The following is a 21,195-nucleotide window of genomic DNA, read 5'->3' as shown; positions in this document are numbered from 1 at the left end:
TAATTGGAATAGTTTTATTTATTTTGTTAGCTGTTTTCTCTCTTTTATTTTTCGTCCATAAATGCTAGTTTACATCTATGTCATCTTTGTCTATCGGAATTGTCGGATTACCAAATGTGGGAAAGTCCACGCTCTTTAAGGTATTGACCAAAAGACATGTGGATATAGCCAATTATCCATTTTGCACCATTGACCCGAGCGTGGGGGTGGTGGAGGTGCCGGATGAAAGACTGGGCAAACTGACCGAATTTTCCAAGTCCAAAAAAACGGTGCCGGCGGTCGTGGAGTTCGTGGACATTGCCGGCCTGGTGAAAGGCGCTTCGGAAGGGGAAGGTCTGGGCAATAAATTTCTGGCTAACATCCGCAAGGTGGACGCCATTGCCGAGGTGGTGCGGGTTTTCAACAACGACAAAATCATCCATGTCCATAATAAGATTGACCCGTTAAACGATGTGGGCGTGATAGAGACGGAACTTATTCTGGCCGACTTGGAAACAGTGAACAAAAGAATCGCCGGACTCGAGCGTGAAGCGAAAGGCAACGACAAGGAAGCAATGAAGAAACTGGAAGTCGTTAAAAAAATAAAAGCCGTTTTGGAACAAGGCAAATTGGCCAACGGCTGCGAGTTAAAAGACGAGGAAAAACTGCTGCTCAAAGATTCTCACCTGCTCACAATGAAGCCGATTTTGTATATTTATAATATTTCAGACAAAAATACGGAATTGCCGGAAGATTTGAAAAATAAAAATCACGTAGTTTTGGACATCAAAACAGAGGAAGATTTGATGGAGATGAACGAACAGGATAAAAAAGAACTGGGGGTACGAAGCAACATTGATAATTTGATCGTGGAATCTTATAAACTGCTAGGTTTGATGAATTATTTTACCACCGGCGAAGACGAAACGAGGGCATGGACGGTTAAACAAAATTCCACCGCGCCGGAAGCGGGAGCGGCCATCCACGGCGACTTCAAAGAAAAATTCATCCGCGCCGAAGTAATAAACTGGCAAAATTTGCTGGAGTCCGGCTCTTACGCCAAAGCCAGAGAGAAAGGTTTGGTGCGCACGGAAGGAAAGGAATATGTGGTAAAGGACGGCGACGTGATTGAGTTTAAGATATAAAAAATAAAAATGTACACAGATAAATGCGATCTCTAAGGAGCGTGTACATTTTTAATAAAATTGCATAAACCTTTCTTTTGTGCTTCCATAAGTGTAGAGTACTTTATTTTTAGCAATCTTTTAAAATTAAGGAGGATGTTATGTGTTTTGGATGTTTAGGCAACCCACCGGGTGGCGGGAGAAGACGAGAGAAAGAGAAAGATCGAACTCATGTTCGCCACAGACCAGGCGTTTGGATACCACCTAGCGAGAGGTCAGAGAAACCAGAGAAAAAAGAATTGTCAGCAATCTTAGTAATCTTAGCAATGGTTGCAGTAATTGCTGCCATTGTGGTGGCGGCGTGTTGGTCGCTTTAATTTGCCAGAATTACTAGCAAACCTTAAATTTTCATCAACTTAGGTATAAAATCCTGCGCTGAAATATTAAAAAATAAGCGCAGGATTTTTTTGAATAAAATCAAAAATCATTGTATTATACTTATAGTGTTATGAAATCATACGACCCTAAAAAGATAGAAAAAATTACTTTAAATAAAAACAGCAGAGCGGCTGTTTTTATAGATGCTTCAAATATTTATCATTCCCAAAAACATCTAGGCTTTAAGATTGATTTTAAAAAATTACTGGATTATCTTAAAAAAGAAACAAACTTATCGCGAGTTTATTTTTATACGGCCTATGATCCGGAACATGAGAAGCAAAAATCTTTTTTGGATTTTCTGGAAATAATCGGATATAAAGTTAGGACTAAAAAAGTAAAGTTTATAAAAGACAAAAATAACGAATCGGGCGGATTTCATAAAGGCAATTTAGACGTGGAACTCACCATTGATGTTCTTGAAAACAAAGATAATTATGAAACACTGATTTTGGTGAGCGGAGATAGCGATTTTGCGCCACTTCTGCAATTGATGAAGATGAAATACGGTAAAAAATGTTTTGTTATGGCGACAAAGTATAATGTGTCGATAGAACTTATAAAATGCGCGAAATATATTAATTTTTCTAAATTTAAGAAATTTATTAAAAAATAAAAATCCCGCACCCTTGCGGGCCGGGAAGTTTGGTTCTGTCCAGTCGTAACTGAACATTATCAATATAGCAAAATAAAGACATTTGTCAAATCAATTTAATTATGCGTAACTACGACCCTAAAAAGACAGAAAAAAAGTGGCAGAAATATTGGAAGGAAAACGGTATTTATAATACGAAAGAAGATCCAAAAAATCCCAAATGCTATGTGCTGGATATGTTCCCGTATCCGTCCGGAGAAGGTTTGCATGTGGGGCACCCCAAGGGATACATCGCCACGGACGTTTACTCGCGGTTTAAAAAAATGAGCGGATATAACATCCTGCATCCCATGGGCTGGGACGCTTTCGGCCTGCCGGCGGAAAACTACGCCATAAAGAATAAAATCCATCCCAAAATATCAACGGACAAGAATATAAAAAGGTTTAAAAAACAGATTGAGCGGATAGGATTTAATTATGATTGGGATAGGGAGATAAACACCACTGATCCCGAATATTACAAATGGACGCAGTGGATATTTCTCAAAATGTTTGAGAAAGGGTTGGCCTATCAGTCTTATGAGCCAATAAACTGGTGCCCATCCTGCCAGACCGGCTTGGCCAACGAGGACGTGGAAGACGGCAAGTGCGAAAGATGCGGCACGCCGGTCATAAAAAAGTCGATGCGGCAGTGGGTGCTCAAGATTACCGATTACGCCGAAAGGTTGCTTGAGGATTTAAATAAGCTCAACTGGCCGGAGCATATAAAGGAATCACAGAGAAATTGGATAGGCAAGTCGGAAGGAGCGACAATAAAATTCAAAGTCGGGGGGTCAAAATTTTCGACGGGCGATTTGGAAGTTTTTACTACTCGGGTGGATACGATTTTTGGGGTTACTTATGTCGTTTTGTCTCCAGAACATCCTTTAATACAAGAATATGAAAACGCTCCGCGTCCGGCGGGAGAGATGGGTATAACTAATTTTGAAGAAGTTAAAAAATACGCGGAAGAATCTAAAAATAAAACCGACTTGCAGAGAACGAATTTGGTCAAAGAAAAAACCGGCGTGGAATTAAAAGGCATAAAAGCGATAAATCCCGCCAATGGAGAAGAATTGCCAGTTTGGGTGGCGGATTACGTGCTGGCTTCTTACGGTACCGGCGCGGTAATGGCCGTGCCGACGCACGATGAAAGAGACGCGGAGTTTGCCAAGAAATACAACTTGCCGGTTTCCAACGCGGCTTTGATTGGCAAAGACGAGGCGATAAAAATTTCCGGCGGAAAAAAAACGATTAAATACAAACTTCGCGACTGGGTGTTTTCCCGCCAGCGCTATTGGGGCGAGCCGATTCCGCTCGTGCATTGCGATAATTGCGGCGTAGTGCCAGTGCCGGAAAAAGATTTGCCGGTTAAATTGCCGAAAGTGAAATTTTATGAACCGACTGGAACGGGCGAATCGCCGCTCGCGACAATAAATAAATGGGTAAATACAAAATGCCCAAAATGCGGAGGCAAGGCCAAAAGGGAAACCAACACCATGCCCCAGTGGGCCGGCTCGTCCTGGTATTACTTGAGATACGCGGACCCCAAAAACAGCGAAGTTTTCGCGGATAAGGAAAAAGAGAAATACTGGATGCCGGTAGACGTGTATGTGGGAGGGGCGGAGCATGCCACCCGGCATCTTATCTACGCCCGTTTTTGGCATAAGTTTTTATACGATATCGGAGAGGTAAGCGGGAAAGAGCCGTTCATGAGATTGCATAATGTCGGTCTTGTCACGGCCGAAGACGGTAGAAAAATGAGCAAAAGATGGGGTAATGTCATCAACCCCGACGATGTTGTTGAGAAGTGGGGGGCGGACACGCTAAGGATGTACGAGATGTTTATGGGTCCGTTTGAACAGGCGATACCATGGAGCGAAAAAAACTTAATAGGACTTAGAAGATTTTTGGCGAGTATCTTTGACTATGTTTACGGGTGGAAAGAAAATTATGAAAAAGACGTTAAAGCTGATTCTAAAAATAAAGAATTATATGGGAGAAAAGATTGGGGCGGAGAAATTAGCGCGGATCTTAATAAGACAATCAAAAAGGTTTCCGAAGACATAGAAAATTTTAAATTCAACACGGCGATATCATCCTTGATGATCTTTTTCAACCTGGCAAGAAAAGAATTACCAACAGGTCTTGTTAAAAGCACGCCAATGTCAATTCCGCAGATGGAGAGTTTTATAAAGCTTCTCGCTCCTTTCGCGCCGCATTTGGCGGAGGAAATTTGGCAGGGGATACTTGGTCATAAAACTTCAATTCATCTTGAAAAATGGCCGGTTTTTGACGAGGAGAAAATCAAAGAAAAAACGTTCAAATTGGTGGTGCAGATAGACGGCAAAACCAGGGATGTTTTTGAGGCGCCGGCGGGAATTTCCGAAGAAGAAGCCAGAGTATTGACATTAAAACGTGAAAATGTTAAAAAATATGTAAACGAAAAGGGCATAGAAAAAATAATTTTCGTGCCCGATAAAATAATAAGCATAATAACGCGACCTTAACCGCGTATAAAAATTAAAATGGCGACACTAAGTTTCAAACCAAAAAGCGTTACCAAACAATTTATATCCTGTCTCAAGGAAAGGACCAAAGATATCGTGGTTCAGCGTTTTGGGTTGGGCGAAAACGTGGAAAAAATGACTCTTGAAGCCATCGGAGACCAGTATGGCATAACCAGGGAACGGGTCAGGCAAATCACCAACTTCGCTTTCAATGTCATCAAAGAAAATCCGGCTTTTGAGTCGGCCGCCGATGTTTTCGCCGAGCTTAAAGAAGCCATAGAGCAAAAAGGCCGAATTCTTTCCGAGAAAGACGTTCTTTCTTCGTTGTCGGGCGACCCGTCTCACGAGAACCACGTTTACTTTTTGTTGGTTCTGGGCGACGAGTTCACCAAGCTTAAGGAAGACGACGAGTTCCATCATCGCTGGACGATAAGCCAGGAAACGGCTGACAAAATCCACGACGCTTTGCGCTCGCTGCACAATGACATAAAAGAAGACGACCTGGTGGCGGAGAAGCACATCGTTTCTTCTTTGAAAAAATACGCGGAAAACGCCACGGGCGAAAATATAAGCGAGGAGGCCGCCAGAAGGTGGCTCAATATCTCCAAGGTCATAGGTGCCAACGCTTTGGGCGAGTGGGGATTGTCCGTTTCTCCCAGCATCAAGCCGAGGGGCGTGAGAGATTTGGCTTATCTTGTTTTAAGAAAAGAAGGTTCCCCGATGCACTTTACCGAAGTGGCTCAAAAAATATCCTCGCATTTCTCCAAACCGGCCAACCCGGCCACGGTGCATAACGAGCTGATAAAGGACGGGCGGTTTGTTCTCGTCGGGCGCGGACTTTACGCCTTGTCCGACTGGGGTTACAAGTACGGCACGGTAAGAGACATCATCAAATTCATAATCAAATCCGAAGGTCCGGCCGCTAAAGACGAAATAATCAAAAGAGTTCTCAAGGAAAGATACGTCAAAGAGAACACCATTCTCGTTAATCTTCAAAACAGGGAATTTTTCAGGAGAAACAAAGAAGGGAAATACCTGATTTCCTAGTTTTTAAAGTTAAAAGTTTGTAAAGCCTGCCTGCCGGCAGGCAGGTTCATAAAGTTCGGGCGGAAGTTCTAAAAAATCCCAAACAGTGCTATAATAAAAGCCATGGAGCTGTTTTCGGTTCAAAGTTTTTTTCTCGGTTTTTTCAGGGTGTTGCTGGATTCCAGTTTTTTGTGGCTGCCGGCGATACTCGGCTATCTTTTGTGGAAACTCTGGCTATATTACATCAGGCTTAAATTTTTAGGCGAGATGGAATGGGCGATGCTGGAAATAAAATTCCCCCGAGAAATCCCTAAAAGTCCGCGGGCGATGGAAATGATTTTAAACGTCCTTCATCTGCAGAGGAGGGACGGAAACTTCGTGGATAAATACTGGAAAGGGGTTTTGCGCCCGTGGTTCAGCCTGGAGGTGGCGAGCTTCGGCGGCCAAATTCATTTTTATTTATACATCCCCAAAGGCATCAAAAAACTGGTTGAATCGCAAATCTACGCCCAGTACCCGGACATAGAATTGGAGCAGGTTGATGATTACACTCTGGCCGTCGCCCGGGGCGACAAGGAGAATCTAAAGTTTTACGCCGGCGAATATATTCTGGAAAAAGAAGACGCTTATCCCATAAGAACATACATTGACTACGGGCTGGACAATCTCGCGGCCGAAGAAGAACAGAAAACGGACCCGATGACGTCTCTTCTGGAGCTTATGGGATCTTTGAAAGCGGGCGAACAAATCTGGTTTCAGATTTTGATACGTTCCACCAAAACAAAATGGAAAGACGCCGGCGCAAAACTGGTGGAAAAAATGATGAAGAGGGACCAAAAAGAAGAAGACTCTTTCAGCTCGCTGATGCTTTCTCCCGGGGAAAGGATTGTGCTGGAGGCGATTGAGAGAAACGTTTCCAAGCTTGGTTTTGACACCTGCGTCCGTGTGGCTTATCTGGCGGAAAAGGATTTGTTCAACCGGGCGATGCCGCATGTAATTACCGGCGCGATGACCCAGTATAACGCTCACAATCTGAATGGATTCAAGAGGATAAACGCCACGGCTTACGTCAATTATTTATTAAGGGAATCCAGGGAGTCCGCCAGAGAAAGAAGAATGTTTGCCGCTTATTGCCAGAGGGCGGCTTTCTACATACCGGTTTCTTACTCCCGCAAGACTTACGTTTTAAATACCGAGGAACTGGCCACCATTTATCACTTCCCGGTACCCCGCCGAGCGGTAAGGGGCAAGTCGGTTGTAAATGAGGATTATTCTCAAAACATACATCTTGTGGCCGGTTTCTTTTTTGCTGCTGTCTTTTTTCTCGTGGCAGGTTTTTCTGGCGCCTCCGGAAAATTTTCCTGAAGATAAAATGATAAGGATTAAAAAGGGAGCAAGCTTGAGGGAAGTTTCGGGATTGATGAAAAACGAAAATCTGATAAAAAACAAAACGGCTTTTGTCGTGGCGGCCGGGATTTCCGCCAAGGCCAATAAAATAAAGCACGGCGATTATTTGTTTGAAAAGCGGACTTCGGCGCTGGCGATAATCCGGCGCGTCGTCAGGGGGGAGTTTGGAGTGCAACCGGTAAAGATAGTGGTGCCGGAAGGCTCCGACAATCTGGACATTGCCGGAATGTTTTCCGACTTTGAATATTTTGACAAGGAAAAATTCATCAAGGAAAGCGAAGGCAAAGAAGGGTATTTGTTTCCTGACACGTATTTGTTTTTTAAAACCGCCGAAGCGGAAGAAATAATAGGGGAGATGACCGCCAATTTCAAAAAGAAAGTCGGCGACATAAGCAAAGATGCGCTAATTATGGCTTCCATGATAGAGAAAGAAGCTTCAAATGGGCAGGACAGGAAAGTCATTTCCGGTATCTTATGGAAGAGAATAAAAATAAACATGCCTTTGCAGGTTGACGCTGTTTTCCCTTATATTACCGGAGAAAAAGAAATTTCAAAATTGATTCGCCTTACAATACGTATCTTTACAAAGGATTGCCGCCCGGTCCAATCGCCAATCCAGGTTTGGACGCCATAGACGCCGCTTTAAATCCTGAAGATTCACCCTACCTGTATTATCTCCACGACAAAAACAGCACGACCCGTTTCGCCAGAACCTACGAGGAGCACCTGAAAAACGTTGAAAAATACCTGAAGTAACTCTGGACTTGTTTTGATTTATATTGTATTATTTTAGGGTGAAAAAATCGGGTGAAAATAAAAAAACAAAGGTTTTTGTAGCGATGTCAGGCGGGGTGGACAGTTCCGTCGCGGCTTTGCTGCTCCGAAAGCAGGGTTATAATTTGGTTGGTTGTTATATCAAAGGCTGGTATCCTCCAGGCATTATTTGCTCGTGGAAAGAAGACAGGCGCGACGCGATGAGAGTGTGCGCCAAACTGGGCATTCCGTTTATAACCATTGACGCTGAGAAAGAGTACAAAAAAGAAGTGGCGGATTACATGATAAGCGAATACAAAGCCGGTCGGACGCCCAACCCGGACATTATGTGCAACAAGCACATTAAGTTCGGCGTGTTTTTGAAGAAAGCCTTGGCGATGGGCGCTGATCATATCGCCACTGGCCATTATGTGAAAATTGAGAAAGGTAGATTAAAAATTGCCAAAGATCTCAATAAAGACCAGTCTTATTTCTTGTGGACTTTGACGCAGGAGCAGCTTAAACACTGCCTTTTCCCAATAGGCGATTTATTGAAGTCGGAAGTAAGGGAAATTGCTAAAAAACACGGTTTAGCGACGGCGGAAAAAGAGGAAAGCCAGGGGGTGTGTTTTATCGGCGAATTTAATATGGAAGATTTTTTGAAAAAGAGCATCAAGCCGAAGAAAGGAAAAGTGGTAAACGAGAAAAAGGAAACAATCGGGACGCATGATGGTCTGGCGTTTTACACCATCGGCCAGCGGCGCGGTTTCGGCTTCAAAGGCGGCGCGGCGCCTTATTATGTCGTCGCCAAAGATTTTAAGAAAAATATTTTGGTGGCGGCGGAAAAAGCGGCGGAAAATAAATTTGCTGAAAAAGAAGTCGCGATAATGGACGCGAATTGGATAAGCGGTTTTGCTCCAGACAAAAATAAAAAATATAAGGCGAGAATAAGGTACCGTCAGCCGCTGGAAGAATGCAAAATTAGAATTAAGAATCAAGAATTAAGAATCAAGGAAAAAAGAGAAAATTCAAATAATATATTAATTCATAATTCTGAATTCGTGATTCTGTTTGATAATCCCCAAAAAGCTGTTACGCCCGGTCAATCGTTGGTGATTTATGACGGGGAGGAGCTGGCGGGAGGAGGAATTATTGTTTAGGTTGTAGGAGTTAGCTTGTAGGAATTAGGAAAAATTTTAAAAACCTGCAACCTGCAACCTGCAACCTAATTCCTGGTTAACGCCCTTCTCTTCTTAATATCGTCATTATGGTTTTAAGCAGGATTGATATTTCCAAAGGCAACGACCTGTTTTTTACATAGTAAAGGTCGTATTGAAGTTTCTGGGTCGCGTCTTCAATGGAAGCTCCGTAGGGGAAGTTTATCTGCGCCCAGCCGGTGAGTCCCGGCTTGATCAGTTGCCGCATCGGGTAATAAGGTATTTTTTTGGCCAGTTCGGCGGTGAATTCCGGCCTTTCCGGGCGCGGGCCGACGAAGGAAAGCTCGCCCTTGGCCACGTTGATGACCTGGGGCAGTTCGTCTATTCTCGTTTTTCTTAAGAAGTTGCCGATAATGGTCACGCGGTTGTCTTTGGCTTTGGCCCATTCGGCGCCGTTTTTTTCGGCGTCTTTTACCATGGAACGGTATTTTATTATCTCAATCGGTTCTCCGTTTTTGCCCGCCCTTTTCTGGCGATAGAAAATCGGACCGGGGCTAGTGGTTTTAATGGCCAAAGCCACGAAAGGAAAAGTCGCGGCGAATAGGGAAAATACGACCACGGTCAAAGCCAGGTCTAACCATTTTTTAACTTTCTCAAAACTTTGTTTGTTTATCTCCAGAAGGTTTTCCATAAACCAAGCCTTGCTTATCGCGGAAACCGGAACCTTGCCCGTCAGCGACTCGTAAAGTCGGCTGAATTCCATTATCGTCTTTCCGGCCAGCACTTTTTCGTAAAGAGTTTTGACTGTTTCCTTGTCCTGCTTGCTTTCTTCCGTTGCTACTATTATGTCGGCCGCTTCGGCGTCGCCGACGGTTTTGTATCCGAGATGAGGGTTGACATCCAGGAAATCTTTAAATTCCATGGTTTCTTTGGACTCGCCCAAAAAAAACACCTTTATTTTGTGGCTTTTTATGGAAACAAGTTTGAAAAAATTTCTCCAGCCCCACAAAAGCATGGAAGAAAAGGCCGCGTCAATGAAAAGATTGGTTTTGGGCGCGATGTTGAAATAAGGGATGAAATAAAAAATAAGAATGGCTCCGCCGGCGCCGATGGCCATTGTTTTCAGGACAGCCAGTATTTTTGTTGAATTGATAAATTTATTGGGGTCGTAAAATCCGGAGATATAAAGAATGAGTATCCAAAGGGCGTTTACAAACAAAAAAGGCCCCCGGTGTATTTCCCAGAGTTCCTGTCCCGGGAATGACCAGTAGCGGACGGTAAGAGCCAGAAACAAACTTGCGTAGAAAGCGACGGCGTCGCCGGCAGCCAATGATATTTTCTTGAGGCGATTGCCTGAAATCATATTTGTGTGCTAATATAGCATATAACTCATATGAATAAAAGCTTTAACATAATTAAATATTTTGCTTTGCTGGGCGTCTTTTTGACGCCGTTTATTGTGCTAATAGTGTCTTCCAATATGTTTTTTCCGTTCATTACCGGGAAAAATTTTACCTTCAGGATAATGGTGGAGGTGGTTGCCGCTCTATGGCTGGTTTTGATGATTTTTGACGCCAGATATCGCCCGGCCAAGGGCTGGATTTTATGGATGTTCGGGGCGTTTCTTGGTTCAATGATTCTCTCCTCTATTTTCGGAGTTAATTTTTACAAGAGCTTCTGGTCCAACTACGAAAGAATGGAGGGACTGATAACCTATATCCATCTGTTCGCCTATTTCATCGCGCTAACCGCGCTCTTAAAAACCGAAAAAGTTTGGGGTTGGTTTTTAAACACAACATTGGGGGTAAGTGTTATTGTGGCCGTTTACGGCGTTTTGCAATTAAGCGGGGCGTTGGCGACCCATCAGGGCAACAGGCTGGACGCGACGCTGGGCAACGCCACCTACCTGGCCATTTATATGGTGATGCACATTTTTCTGGCAATGATTATGTACTTCCGGCAAAGCGGCCGAGCAAAATACGCTTATCTGCCGGTTGTAATTCTGGAAGCGGTGGTTCTTTATTACACAGCCACCAGAGGAGCGATTTTGGGCATAATGGGCGGATTGCTGGTTTCTTCTTTTTTGATTGTGTTGTTTTCGCAAAGCAAAAAATTGAAGAAGGTTTCATTGGCGTTTATTGTCGGGATTTTGGCGGTGTCGGGCGCTTTTTGGTTGATGAAGGATTCTGCCTTTGTTAAAGCCAGCCCTGTACTGACCCGCTTTTCGGTTATTTCAGTCACGGAAAGGACTACGGAATCCAGGTTGAATATATGGAAGATGAGCTGGAACGGATTTAAAGAAAAACCGCTTTTCGGCTGGGGACCGGAAAACTACAACCTTGTTTTCAACAAATATTACGAACCGATTTTATGGAAGCAAGAACCTTGGTTTGATCGAGCGCACAATGTGTTTTTTGACCGACTGACGATGAACGGGATGTTCGGTCTTTTGGTTTACCTCGGACTTTTCGGCTCCGGAATTTTCGCGGTCTGGAGAGGGAAAAAGAAAGGTGTTTTTTCCGCCACTGACGCGGCTTTGTTGACCGGCATGTTTGGGGCATATTTCTTTCATAATCTTTTCGTTTTTGACAATCTTGCCAGTTGGGTTCTTTTCACTGTTTTTCTGGCGTACATCCATGCCAGGACGAGTAAACAATCGCCGGCCGCCGTTCCTCAAAAAGCGGGCGAAGAATTCAATTACGGCAAAGCTATGGCTGCCACGGTTTTGGCGGGAGGCGCTTTGTTCAGCGTCTACGCGTTAAATGTTCCCGGCATTATGACTTCCAAGGGGATAATTGACGCGTTCAAGCTTTCCGGCACCGGCCAATACCGCGAAACTTTGGACAGTTTTAAAAAGGCCATCGCTTATGACTCGTTCGGAAAAATGGAAGCCAGAGAGCATCTGGCCAATTTCGCCATGACCGTTTACGGCAGAATTCCCGATCAGGCGTTAAGCAACGAGATTATGGATTACACGCTGGAACAAATGGTCAAACAGACCGAAGAATACCCGGACGATATCAGGGAAATGGTATTTTTGGCGTCGCTTTACAACAAGAAAGGCGACAACGTCAAGGCTATTGAGGTTTTAAACGAAGCCATTACGCTGTCGCCCAACAAGCAACAGCTTTATTTTGAACTGGGAACTTCTTATATTAACTCCAAACAATACGATAAAGGCTTGGAGACATTAAAAAAATCTTTTAAGTTGGACCAGGAATATGACGAAGCCAGGCAAATCTACGCCGTCGGAGCCGTATTTGCCGGACAGGATAAGTTGGCCGAAGAACTGATGAAAGACCATGGGGGGACGATAATCGCCGACGAAAGATTTTTGAAGGCTTACGCCAGCAAGAACAATTACGCGAAAGTGGAGAGCATTCTCAAGAAATTCATAGAGCAAAATCCCAGCGAAATACAATACCGCCTCAATCTGGCCGCGGTTTACTTCCAGACCGGCAAAAGAACACAATCCATTGAGCAAATTGAGGAAGCTATAAAAATCAGGCCGGACTTCAAAGCGGAAGGCGAAGTTTACATCAAGCAGATAAGGGAGGGGAAAATTTAGCCCATATTTATATGTCAGAGGAGGAACTTAAGGTTTTATTGAGGCAAAACATAGAGCTGAACAAAAAGAGCCTGGAGATATTGCAAAAAATGAACAGAGCCCGTATTATGGGTAATGTTTTTTGGATTTTGAAGTGGGTGCTTATAATCGGCATTTCCTACGGAGCCTACTGGTACATAGAGCCGTACCTTAAAAAATATCTGGAAGTTTTGCAATCCGTTTCCGGCGGCGTGAACAAAATCAACGAGGTAAGCGAAAACCTGAATCAGGGCATTTCCGCCGACTTGCTGAAAGGTTTGGAAAATTTACTGCCGAAGAATTAAAGAGCTGGAGTAGAACCCCGCCCGCCACGCAAGCCAAGCAAGTTGTCTTGCTGGCGTTGCGGGCGCGGTCAGTGGTCCTGTGCTTCTTAATTAATTTATGTTTTATACATACGTATTATTAAGCGGAAAAGACAAGAATTTATATATAGGTTTTAGCGAGAACCTGAAGCAAAGATTTGATGAACATTCAGCTGGTTTGGTTGAAGCGACAAAAAACAGATTACCTATAAAATTAATATATTATGAGGCGTGTTTAAGTAAAGAAAGCGCGCTTGCAAGAGAAAATTTTTTCAAAACTGGTTTTGGTAGAAGATTTTTAAAAAATAGATTAGGATTAAATAAATTAATTGCGCCGAAGTAGCTCAGTGGTAGAGCACTTCTCTGAAAAAGAAGGGGTCGTGAGTCCGATTCTCACCTTCGGCACCAAATAAGATATAATAATGTGTGTAGATCAGTGATACCGCGTCCGCCATCGCAAGCATGAGCTTGCTCTGGCGTTGCGGGCGGGGAGCACTTCTCTGAAAAAGAAATGGTCGTGAGCCGCGCCCGACATGCCCGACGGCAGTCGTGGCGGGCGGGTCCGATTCTCACCTTCGGCATAATATAAAAAAACTAAATGAAGAAAAAAATAGGATACATCGGTTTGGGGAAAATGGGTCTCAATATGGTGGAGAGGCTTCTTGGGTTTGGCTACGAAATTGTCGTCTACGATAAAAATCCCGAGGCGGCGGCGCGCGCCGCCAAAAGCGGCGCAAGGGGCGCCGAAAATATCGCCAAACTTGTTTCATCTCTTGAATCGCCGCGGTTGATGTGGCTTATGACGCCTCATCAGACCGTGGACGAAGTTTTGGACGAAATTTTACCGCGTTTGAACGCGGGAGACACCGTCATTGACGGAGGGAATTCTCCTTACGCCGAAACTGTCAGAAGAGGGAAAATGCTTGAAGGTAAAGGAGTCAATTTTCTTGATGTCGGCGTTTCCGGCGGCCCGGGCGGAGCCAGGGACGGAGCGTGCCTTATGATCGGCGGCGAAGAAAAAACTTATCGGGAACATCTGGAGCTTTTCGCCGACATCGCCGCGCCGGGCGCTTATGGATACATGGGCAAATGCGGAGCGGGACATTTTGTAAAGATGGTTCATAACGGCATTGAGTACGGCATGATGCAGGCCATAGCCGAAGGGTTCTCGGTGCTTAAAAAGTCGGAATTTGATTTATCTATGAAGGAGGTGGCCGCTTTGTATAACAAAGGAAGCGTTATCGAGTCCAGGCTTATCGGCTGGGCTCAAAAAGCGTTTGAAAAATATGGGGAAGATTTGGATGGAATATCAAGCAAAGTGGCGGCGACGGGAGAAGGTTTATGGACGACGGAAGAAGCAAAAAGGCTTAATGTTCCAGTTCCCGTGATTGAAGAGTCCGTCAATTTCCGCAGGCAGTCGGAGAAAAATCCAAGCTACGCCGGAAAAGTTCTCTCGGCTTTGAGGAATCAATTCGGCGGGCACGACGCGGCGGAAAAGAAATAAAAACATCGATGTCGGACATCGATGTTTTTATTTTGCAATTATTTATTAACTTTCCCTGACCTTTATTTTTTGCATCCTGTTTTTGTTTATCAGAGGGAGTTTGACCGTCAGAATGCCGTTTTTGCTGGAGGCCTCAACCGAATCCGGATCTATTTCCGAGGAAAGGGTAATCGTCCGGCTGAACGAACCCCAGTAAAGTTCCTGGCAGAAAAAATTTTCCCGCCCCGTTCTCCTCGCGTTTTCTCTGCGGCCTTTGATGGTGACCGAGTCCCTGGTGATGGCGACGTCAACCTCCTCCGGCCTCACTCCGGCCACGATGGCCTGGATGACGATGTCGTTGTCCGACTGATAAACGTCCACGGCCAGTTGGCCTTCTTCGCCCGGCTCTTCGCCGTCGGCGGCGTAGCCGTAGTTTCCTTCCGAAGATTTCTCCTCCAACTCCTCTCTTTCTTCGTAATCAAAGTCGGAGTTGTTGGCTCCGGTCAGTCGCTCAAAGAAAGATCTTTTGTCTTTTGACATTTACCCTGTGAAATGCCCTGTGAAATGTTCCGCTTTGGCGGAACGATTTTTGTAAAAACAAAAATCATTTCACGGGGCGATTTTAAATTGAAATTTATAAAACTCGACTTTTTAATTTAATCTTGTTGTTTAATTATAATTACGCCCGTTTATTGCACAAGCCGTTTAAAATCATTTCACAGGGTGAGCATAATTTTTTTTGACCTTTTCAAAAATTAATATGATGGCGATGATAACAATCCAAAGCGAAACCATGACTTTCATCGCGTTCCCGTCCCCGATGTTAATTATAAGATAGTTGAAAGCGAAGTGCAAAAGTCCGGCCAGAACAAGGCCGATTATTATCCTGACGTTCAGGGCTTTTTTGCTCGGATAGGAGAAGGCCACAGCCGAGCCGACAATGGCCGAAGATGCGGTGTGCAACAAGGTGGCGCCGATGAACCTGATATTGCCGATGTCCAGACCGGAGACGACTCCGCTTTCCATAAAAGTCTTGATTATAAAAAGAGTGTTTTCCAAAGCGGCGAACCCGAGAGCGACGGTTATCATATAAATAATGGCGTCCACCGGCTCGTCAAAGACGGGCTTGGAGATGGCCGTCTTTCGGGCGGCGAAATATTTGAGAATTTCTTCTATAAACGCCCACGCCAGAAGGGCGGAAGCGGCGGCGAGTCCGGCGCGGTAAAAGACAAAATATTCAAAAACGATGGCTATGGGAACCGCCGCCATGCCGCCGAGAAACGCCCACATTATGTTGACGCGAGGCTCCGGCCTGCGGCTGTCTTCTTTAAGCCAAAACCAAAGCCACAGGAGGGAAGGCAAGAATCCTCCCAGCAAGGCGAAGAAAAGAGTTGACGCGCTTAAATTACCTAAACCGGCCATTGCTCTATTATAAGGGATTTTTTTGTTTTTGTCGGCAACAGCGACCAGATTTCTTCGGTGATAAACGGCATGAAGGGGTGGAGGATCTTCAACGAAGTGGAGAGAATTTCAAAAAGCGTCCATTGGGCTGATTTTTTTTCGGACTCATCTTGGCCGGACAGCCGCGGTTTGCTTTTTTCTATGATGACATCGGCGAAATTATGCCAGAAGTAGTGATAAGCCTTTTCCGCCGCCATATAGAATCTGTAATTTTCTATGTCGTTGGTAATCCCTTCGGCTCGCGCTTTGAGCTCATCCAGAATTTTTCCGTCTTCCTCCGTTATTTTCGGTTTTTTGTCAAAATCAAAATCCTGCGTGTTTTCCATCACAAACCGGCTGGCGTTCCATATTTTGTTGGCGAAGTGCTTATGGCCCCTGATTTTGTCTTCCGACAGCGCCATGTCGCTGCCTGGCGTATTGCCAACGACAAGCGCCATTCGCAAGGCGTCCGTGCCGTATTTCTCGCTCATCTCAATCGGGCTGATGACATTGCCTTTGCTTTTGCTCATCTTTTGCCTGTTGATATCTCGGACAAGGCCGTGCAAGTAGACTGTTTTAAAAGGAACTTCTCCAGTCGCATAAATTCCCAGCATTATCATCCTGGCGACCCAAAAGAAAAGAATATCGGACCCCGTTTCCATTACATCGGTCGGATAGAAAGTTTTGAAATCTTTTCCGTCGGGATAGCCAAGGGCGGCAAAAGGCCACTGGCCCGAAGAAAACCAGGTGTCAAAAGTATCAGGATCGTCATAAACTTCTCCTCCGCATTTCGGGCATTTTTCAATCTCGTCTTCTGTGTCTACGAAACCGTGTTCGCATTTCTCGCAAATTTTCGCGGGAACAGGAATACCCCAGACGATCTGGCGGGATATGTTCCAATCCTGAATGTTCTTCATCCAGTGGAAAAATATTTTCTCAAATTTTTCCGTGACGAATTTAATTTTTCCGCCGGACACCGCATCCATCGCTTTTTCCGCCAACGGTTTTGTCTTGACGAACCATTGGTCCATTATTTTCGGCTCAATCGTTTTGGCGCACTTGTAACAGCTTTTTACCGAATGTTTATACTTATCATCAATTTTTTCAAGCAAGCCGGCAGTCTTTAAATCTTCCACGATTTTCCCCTTCGCTTCATCGGCTTTTAGTCCGGCGTATTTTCCGGCTTTTTCGTTCAATTTGCCGTATTTGTCTATGACTTCCATGGACGTCAGGTTGTGTCTAAGACCGATCGCGAAATCGTTTGGGTCGTGGGCGGGGGTGATTTTGACCACGCCTGTGCCGAATTCTTTGTCCACGTATTCGTCGGCGATGACTTTTAATTTTTCCCGGCCGATAAATTTGCCCAGCGCGCCGAGCTCAACTTCTTTTCCGATATATTCCGCGTATCTTTTGTCATGTGGATTAACGGCGATGGCCGTGTCGCCGAAAATTGTTTCCGGCCTCACGGTGGCAACTGTGAACGGGCCGTATTTAATGTAATAAAGAGAATCTGTTTTTTCTTCGGAATTGGTTTCCAGTTCGGAAAGGGAAGTCTGATGCTTAGTACACCAGTTGACGATTCTTTTGCCTCTATAAAGAAACTTGTCGTCGGAAAGTTTTTTGAAAGTTTGGTAAACCGTTTTTATTATGTCCGCGTCCAGGGTGAATTTTTCTCTTGACCAGTCGCAGGAAGCGCCAAGCTCCCGCAGTTGATTTTCCATAACCGCTTTGTTGCTTTGGGTGAACGCCATTATTTCATCGTAAAGTTCTTTCGGGTCCATTTTGAATCTTGAGCGCCCTTCTTTTTCCAGTTTTTTCTCGTAAACGACTTGCGTCTCAAATCCGGCATGATCCGCGCCCGGCACCCACAAGGCCTTAAACCCTCTCATTCTTTTGTATCTTATGAGGAGGTCTTCAATGGTAACAAACACCGCGTGTCCGGCGTGAAGCGAGCCGTTGGCGTTCGGCGGGGGCATGATTATGGTAAAAGGCTCTTTATGCCTTTCCGGCAATTTGTCCGGGTTGGTTTTCTGTTTCTTTCGGGTCGTAGGGTTTTAGGAGTTTGTCCGGTATTTTATTGGAGCCATTTTTTTCCATTGCCCTTAATTTTAGCAGAAAATAAAGGGTTTATAAGGCTTGACAAAAGAGAGAATTAATGTAACATAATAATGTATTTTCTTTTAAAACTTAATATTTTTAACCTTTTTAAGGGGAGAATATATGCAAGTTATACTGACTGAATTTGGGAGAAGGTTCATTCTTAATGAGGACATTCCTGTGAATACACCGCTTAAATTGATTAAACAAGCGGAAGGGTGCGATTGTGGGCAAGATGATTCTGAACCATATCCTCGGCCGCACGATCAAGGATGCTCAAGTCTATATATCACTGTACAACTGCCGGACGGCAGATGCTTTCTGGAGAAGAAAATTGCCTTTAGGGTAATAGATGGAGTTTTTTGTAGGTAAATTATACAGAATTCTGAATGAATTAATGGTTTTTTAAGGAGGAAAAATAAATGTGCGTAGAGTTAGGCAAGGAATTTTTAAATTTATATAATACTTTTGGTATTAGTTCGGAGGATAAAAAACTGCTTAAGATCATTGAACCGCTGATAAAACTGGAGAAAGAGGATGCTGAAAAATTTGGGAAAGAAATAATGTTTTCCTTTTCAAAAGAAATGAAAGATATGGTGGACCTTAAGGTTATAAGGAAGGGCAATTTAGATCATGAAGATGTTGAGGTTTGCTTATCGGACCCTATTTTAAAATGTCACGCTAATATTATTGGTATTTATGAAAGGTGGGCCGATTCGCGTAAACCTAGTGAAGAGATAATGAAAATTATAAAAACCATTTCAGGCAAGTTGCTTTTTTACATGGCAGTTTCAAACGCGCTGGATGAAAAATTGTTTAAAACTCAAAAAAAACTATTGCATGTTTATAAACAATTAAAAGAAATAAGGGGTGAAACATAAATATTTTGGTCATTAAGTTTTAAGAGCGCCTGACCAGCGCTCTTTCTTTTTTACATCTTTATAATCCCAAATTTCCTTTCGCTTCCAGTTTTTTCGGCCCCATAAATTCTTTATTCAAAGCTTGCAAATACCCTGCCGCGGCGATCATGGCCGCGTTGTCGGCGGTAAGTTTTGGAACCGGTAAATACAAGGTCGTCGAGGGTAATTTTTCCTTGGCGGCTTTTTTCATTTGATTCACGCCGCCGCCAATGATGATAGATTTGGCGCTGAATTCTTTGGCCGCTTTTATTGTTTTGGCGATTAAAACGTCAATTATTGATTGCTGGATCTCGTGGCAAATCATCGGGGTAAAATCGCCGATGTTTATGTGCCGTTCCTTCATATCTCGGAGCATGTACAAAACGGCGGTCTTGAGGCCGGAAAAGCTGAAGTCATAATCTTTGGAATCAATCATCGGGCGGGGAAGTTTTATGTTAAACGCCTCTTTTTCCATCTCCCGACGCGTCCAGCCGCCCATTCTGAAAGTGAGCGGATATTTTTTAAAATTTTCCGCCTGCTTGGCTATCTGCGGACCGCCCGGATAGGGAAGTTCCAGCATGCGAGCAGTCTTGTCAAAACATTCTCCGGCGGCATCGTCTCTTGTCTGGCCGATAATTTTATAATCTCCCCAATTTTTAATCAGTACCAGTTCCGTATGCCCGCCCGATACCAGCAAGGCGATAGCAGGGAATTGAATTTGTTTTGATATTTGTTTTTTTGATTTTGAAATTTGTTTGGAAATTGGGAATTGGAAATTGGAAATTCCGCCGTTTTGCAATAAAACGGCGGCAATGTGCCCCTCCATATGATTCACCCCCACCATCGGCTTATTCCACACCAACGCCAGAGCTTTGGCGAAATTTACCCCCACCCACAACGCCGGCTCCAACCCCGGCCCTACGGTTACGGCGATAGCGTCAATTTTTGGCGTTTCTATTTTTGGAATAAAATCCAAAAATTGCTGTAGTAATTCCGGTTCTCTTTCTAATGTTTTTTCTAAAACTTTTATAGTTTTGAGCTGCAGTTTTGACTTTTGACTTTTGACTTTTGAGTTTAATAACCCCGCTTTCCTCAATGTTTTTTCCAAAATTGGTATCAAATTTTTTGAGTGTTCTCGTTTAGCTAATGACGGCACCACTCCTCCCCAGCGCGCGTGGAGTTTTACCTGCGACAAAACAATGTTGGACAAAATTTTAAAAGACGGGTTATTAAGCCCGTCTTTCGCTTCAATTATCGCGATACTTGTTTCGTCACACGACGTTTCAATAGCCAGAATCTTCATAATTACCCCAGTTTGCTTCCGTTGGCGACTTTTTTGGCCGGCTTCATCAGGATAATTTCCTCGCCGGATTTTTTGAGTTTGCGCGTGGCTAATATCATCGCCTGGCTTTCCAGTCCCATAATCTGTCGCGGCTCAAGATTGGTGACGAATAAAAATTGTTTGCCGATAAGTTTTTCCGGCGCGGTAAAAGTTTTGGCGATGCCGGAAACAACCTGCCTTGGCGTAGGTTCGTTGAAGTCAACGGAAAGTTTTAAGAGCTTTTCCGAGCCTTCCACTTTCCCCGCCGACAAAATTTCGCCGACTTTTATTTCTATTTTTTGAAAATCGCTGAAAGTTATCATTTTTTATCCCAGTATTCTCATTACGCCGGAATGATGCTGGCGTTTGCCGTCCACGCCCCAGGCGCGTCCGGCTTTGGCGGCGGCGAAGAAAAGCAACACGGCGATGTAAATAATATGCTCGTCCACTATGTAGGCGTGCGGATTAGGTTGCGGCCAGCCGAGCGGCAAGTAATATAATGCCATAAGGACGACACCTAAAAGGGAACTGAATCGGACGAATAAACCGAGGATTAAAGAGACCCCAAGCAATGTTAAACCCCATTTGTTGGCGAAGTTTACGATAGGCAGAATACTTGGGTCCAAAAGCATTTGGAAAAACCAGGTAAAGGCCTTGGCGCCCTTTAGGTACCCTTCCGCCGACCATTGCGGATTAAGCACCTTGGTAATCCCGGCGTAAAAAAACATCCAACCCATCGCGAGCCTTAAAACGAACAAGAAAAATTTTTGCAAATTTGCCATAAAAAATTTGTTTTTACCTAATAATTTTTTAACGTAAATCCTTCGGTATTCATTGTACAAAATTCGAACCTTTTTTGAAACCAATCCCGACGAGGAATGAATCGCCCCGCCACCGCCTCGCAGAGCCTCGGCAACCCCTGCAGGGTACCCCTTTTTTAGGACACCTTCTCCATATGTTTGATTGTATCTGATTTATTGGCGGCGGCAAATTGAACCGGCGCCATTTTTAACGCGGT

20 protein-coding genes and 1 tRNA gene are annotated in these 21,195 nt (G+C 44.2%); 14 read left to right on the top strand and 7 right to left on the bottom strand.

Annotated features, from left to right (window positions below; all coding sequences use genetic code 11):
- The first annotated feature begins 77 nt into the window (after positions 1-77).
- The 8 genes from ychF to mnmA all read left to right on the top strand — a co-directional run bounded on the left by ychF (position 78) and on the right by mnmA (position 9,031).
- Positions 78-1,124, top strand: a complete 1,047-nt coding sequence (gene ychF / locus HUT38_03630; protein NUQ57546.1) for a redox-regulated ATPase YchF — start codon at positions 78-80, stop codon at positions 1,122-1,124.
- A gap of 487 nt (positions 1,125-1,611) precedes the next feature.
- Entirely contained in the window at positions 1,612-2,157 is a 546-nt protein-coding gene (locus tag HUT38_03625) for an NYN domain-containing protein (GenBank protein NUQ57545.1), read from the top strand.
- 101 nt (positions 2,158-2,258) lie between these two features.
- Complete coding sequence (locus tag HUT38_03620; GenBank protein ID NUQ57544.1) at positions 2,259-4,685, top strand: leucine--tRNA ligase; 2,427 nt, start codon at positions 2,259-2,261, stop codon at positions 4,683-4,685.
- Positions 4,686-4,703: 18 nt separating this feature from the next.
- Positions 4,704-5,732: a hypothetical protein gene (locus HUT38_03615; GenBank protein ID NUQ57543.1), complete on the top strand. Its 1,029-nt coding sequence runs from the start codon at positions 4,704-4,706 to the stop codon at positions 5,730-5,732.
- A 102-nt stretch (positions 5,733-5,834) separates the two neighbouring features.
- On the top strand, positions 5,835-7,076 hold the full coding sequence (locus HUT38_03610; GenBank protein NUQ57542.1) for a hypothetical protein: 1,242 nt from the start codon (positions 5,835-5,837) through the stop codon (positions 7,074-7,076).
- 7 nt (positions 7,077-7,083) lie between these two features.
- Positions 7,084-7,752 (top strand): endolytic transglycosylase MltG, encoded by a 669-nt coding sequence (locus tag HUT38_03605; protein ID NUQ57541.1) that lies wholly within the window; start codon positions 7,084-7,086, stop codon positions 7,750-7,752.
- A complete protein-coding gene (locus HUT38_03600) occupies positions 7,674-7,874 on the top strand; it encodes an endolytic transglycosylase MltG (GenBank protein NUQ57540.1) in 201 nt (66 codons plus the stop codon). The genes HUT38_03605 and HUT38_03600 overlap by 79 nt, the downstream gene beginning before the upstream one ends.
- Positions 7,875-7,912: 38 nt before the next feature.
- Positions 7,913-9,031: a tRNA 2-thiouridine(34) synthase MnmA gene (gene mnmA / locus HUT38_03595; GenBank protein ID NUQ57539.1), complete on the top strand. Its 1,119-nt coding sequence runs from the start codon at positions 7,913-7,915 to the stop codon at positions 9,029-9,031.
- A 76-nt stretch (positions 9,032-9,107) separates the two neighbouring features.
- Here mnmA and HUT38_03590 read toward each other — a convergent pair whose 3' ends face one another.
- Positions 9,108-10,391: a sugar transferase gene (locus tag HUT38_03590; protein ID NUQ57538.1), complete on the bottom strand. Its 1,284-nt coding sequence runs from the start codon at positions 10,389-10,391 to the stop codon at positions 9,108-9,110.
- A gap of 30 nt (positions 10,392-10,421) precedes the next feature.
- On the opposite strand from HUT38_03590, the gene HUT38_03585 reads away from it, so the two are divergent.
- From HUT38_03585 to gnd, 5 genes are all read left to right on the top strand, one after another.
- Positions 10,422-12,596, top strand: a complete 2,175-nt coding sequence (locus HUT38_03585; GenBank protein ID NUQ57537.1) for an O-antigen ligase family protein — start codon at positions 10,422-10,424, stop codon at positions 12,594-12,596.
- 11 nt (positions 12,597-12,607) lie between these two features.
- A complete protein-coding gene (locus HUT38_03580; GenBank protein NUQ57536.1) occupies positions 12,608-12,919 on the top strand; it encodes a hypothetical protein in 312 nt (103 codons plus the stop codon).
- Positions 12,920-13,016: 97 nt separating this feature from the next.
- Positions 13,017-13,280 (top strand): GIY-YIG nuclease family protein, encoded by a 264-nt coding sequence (locus HUT38_03575; protein ID NUQ57535.1) that lies wholly within the window; start codon positions 13,017-13,019, stop codon positions 13,278-13,280.
- A tRNA-Phe gene (locus tag HUT38_03570) sits at positions 13,271-13,345 on the top strand. Before HUT38_03575 ends, HUT38_03570 begins: the two co-directional genes overlap by 10 nt.
- Before the next feature lie 190 nt (positions 13,346-13,535).
- Entirely contained in the window at positions 13,536-14,441 is a 906-nt protein-coding gene (gene gnd, locus HUT38_03565) for a decarboxylating 6-phosphogluconate dehydrogenase (protein ID NUQ57534.1), read from the top strand.
- A gap of 45 nt (positions 14,442-14,486) precedes the next feature.
- Here the strand turns inward: gnd and HUT38_03560 are convergent, their stop codons facing one another.
- The 3 genes from HUT38_03560 to HUT38_03550 form a co-directional block, all read right to left on the bottom strand.
- The gene (locus HUT38_03560; GenBank protein NUQ57533.1) at positions 14,487-14,960 is read right to left on the bottom strand and encodes an Hsp20/alpha crystallin family protein; all 474 of its coding nucleotides are present in this window, start codon (positions 14,958-14,960) and stop codon (positions 14,487-14,489) included.
- 171 nt (positions 14,961-15,131) lie between these two features.
- Positions 15,132-15,842 carry a PrsW family intramembrane metalloprotease gene (locus tag HUT38_03555; GenBank protein ID NUQ57532.1) on the bottom strand — a complete coding sequence of 237 codons (711 nt, stop codon included), beginning with the start codon at positions 15,840-15,842 and terminating at the stop codon, positions 15,132-15,134.
- Positions 15,830-17,836 (bottom strand): valine--tRNA ligase, encoded by a 2,007-nt coding sequence (locus HUT38_03550; protein NUQ57531.1) that lies wholly within the window; start codon positions 17,834-17,836, stop codon positions 15,830-15,832. The genes HUT38_03555 and HUT38_03550 overlap by 13 nt, the downstream gene beginning before the upstream one ends.
- Positions 17,837-18,379: 543 nt before the next feature.
- On the opposite strand from HUT38_03550, the gene HUT38_03545 reads away from it, so the two are divergent.
- Positions 18,380-18,838: a hypothetical protein gene (locus HUT38_03545; protein ID NUQ57530.1), complete on the top strand. Its 459-nt coding sequence runs from the start codon at positions 18,380-18,382 to the stop codon at positions 18,836-18,838.
- A 58-nt stretch (positions 18,839-18,896) separates the two neighbouring features.
- On the opposite strand, the gene HUT38_03540 is transcribed toward HUT38_03545, so the two are convergent.
- Genes HUT38_03540 through HUT38_03530 form a run of 3 tightly spaced genes read right to left on the bottom strand, consistent with a single transcriptional unit; the run spans position 18,897 to position 20,959 of the window.
- On the bottom strand, positions 18,897-20,159 hold the full coding sequence (locus HUT38_03540; GenBank protein NUQ57529.1) for a tRNA (adenosine(37)-N6)-threonylcarbamoyltransferase complex transferase subunit TsaD: 1,263 nt from the start codon (positions 20,157-20,159) through the stop codon (positions 18,897-18,899).
- Positions 20,160-20,161: 2 nt separating this feature from the next.
- The gene (locus HUT38_03535) at positions 20,162-20,500 is read right to left on the bottom strand and encodes a methionine--tRNA ligase subunit beta (protein ID NUQ57528.1); all 339 of its coding nucleotides are present in this window, start codon (positions 20,498-20,500) and stop codon (positions 20,162-20,164) included.
- A 3-nt stretch (positions 20,501-20,503) separates the two neighbouring features.
- The gene (locus tag HUT38_03530; GenBank protein NUQ57527.1) at positions 20,504-20,959 is read right to left on the bottom strand and encodes a DoxX family protein; all 456 of its coding nucleotides are present in this window, start codon (positions 20,957-20,959) and stop codon (positions 20,504-20,506) included.
- Between the last annotated feature and the right edge of the window lie 236 nt (positions 20,960-21,195).

The sequence above is a fragment of the Candidatus Paceibacter sp. genome, assembly GCA_013360865.1.
Taxonomy (GTDB): domain Bacteria; phylum Patescibacteriota; class Minisyncoccia; order UBA9983; family UBA9983; genus SURF-57.
The sequence above is the reverse complement of the archived record's forward strand: the minus strand, read 5'-3'. Positions and strand labels throughout refer to the sequence as shown.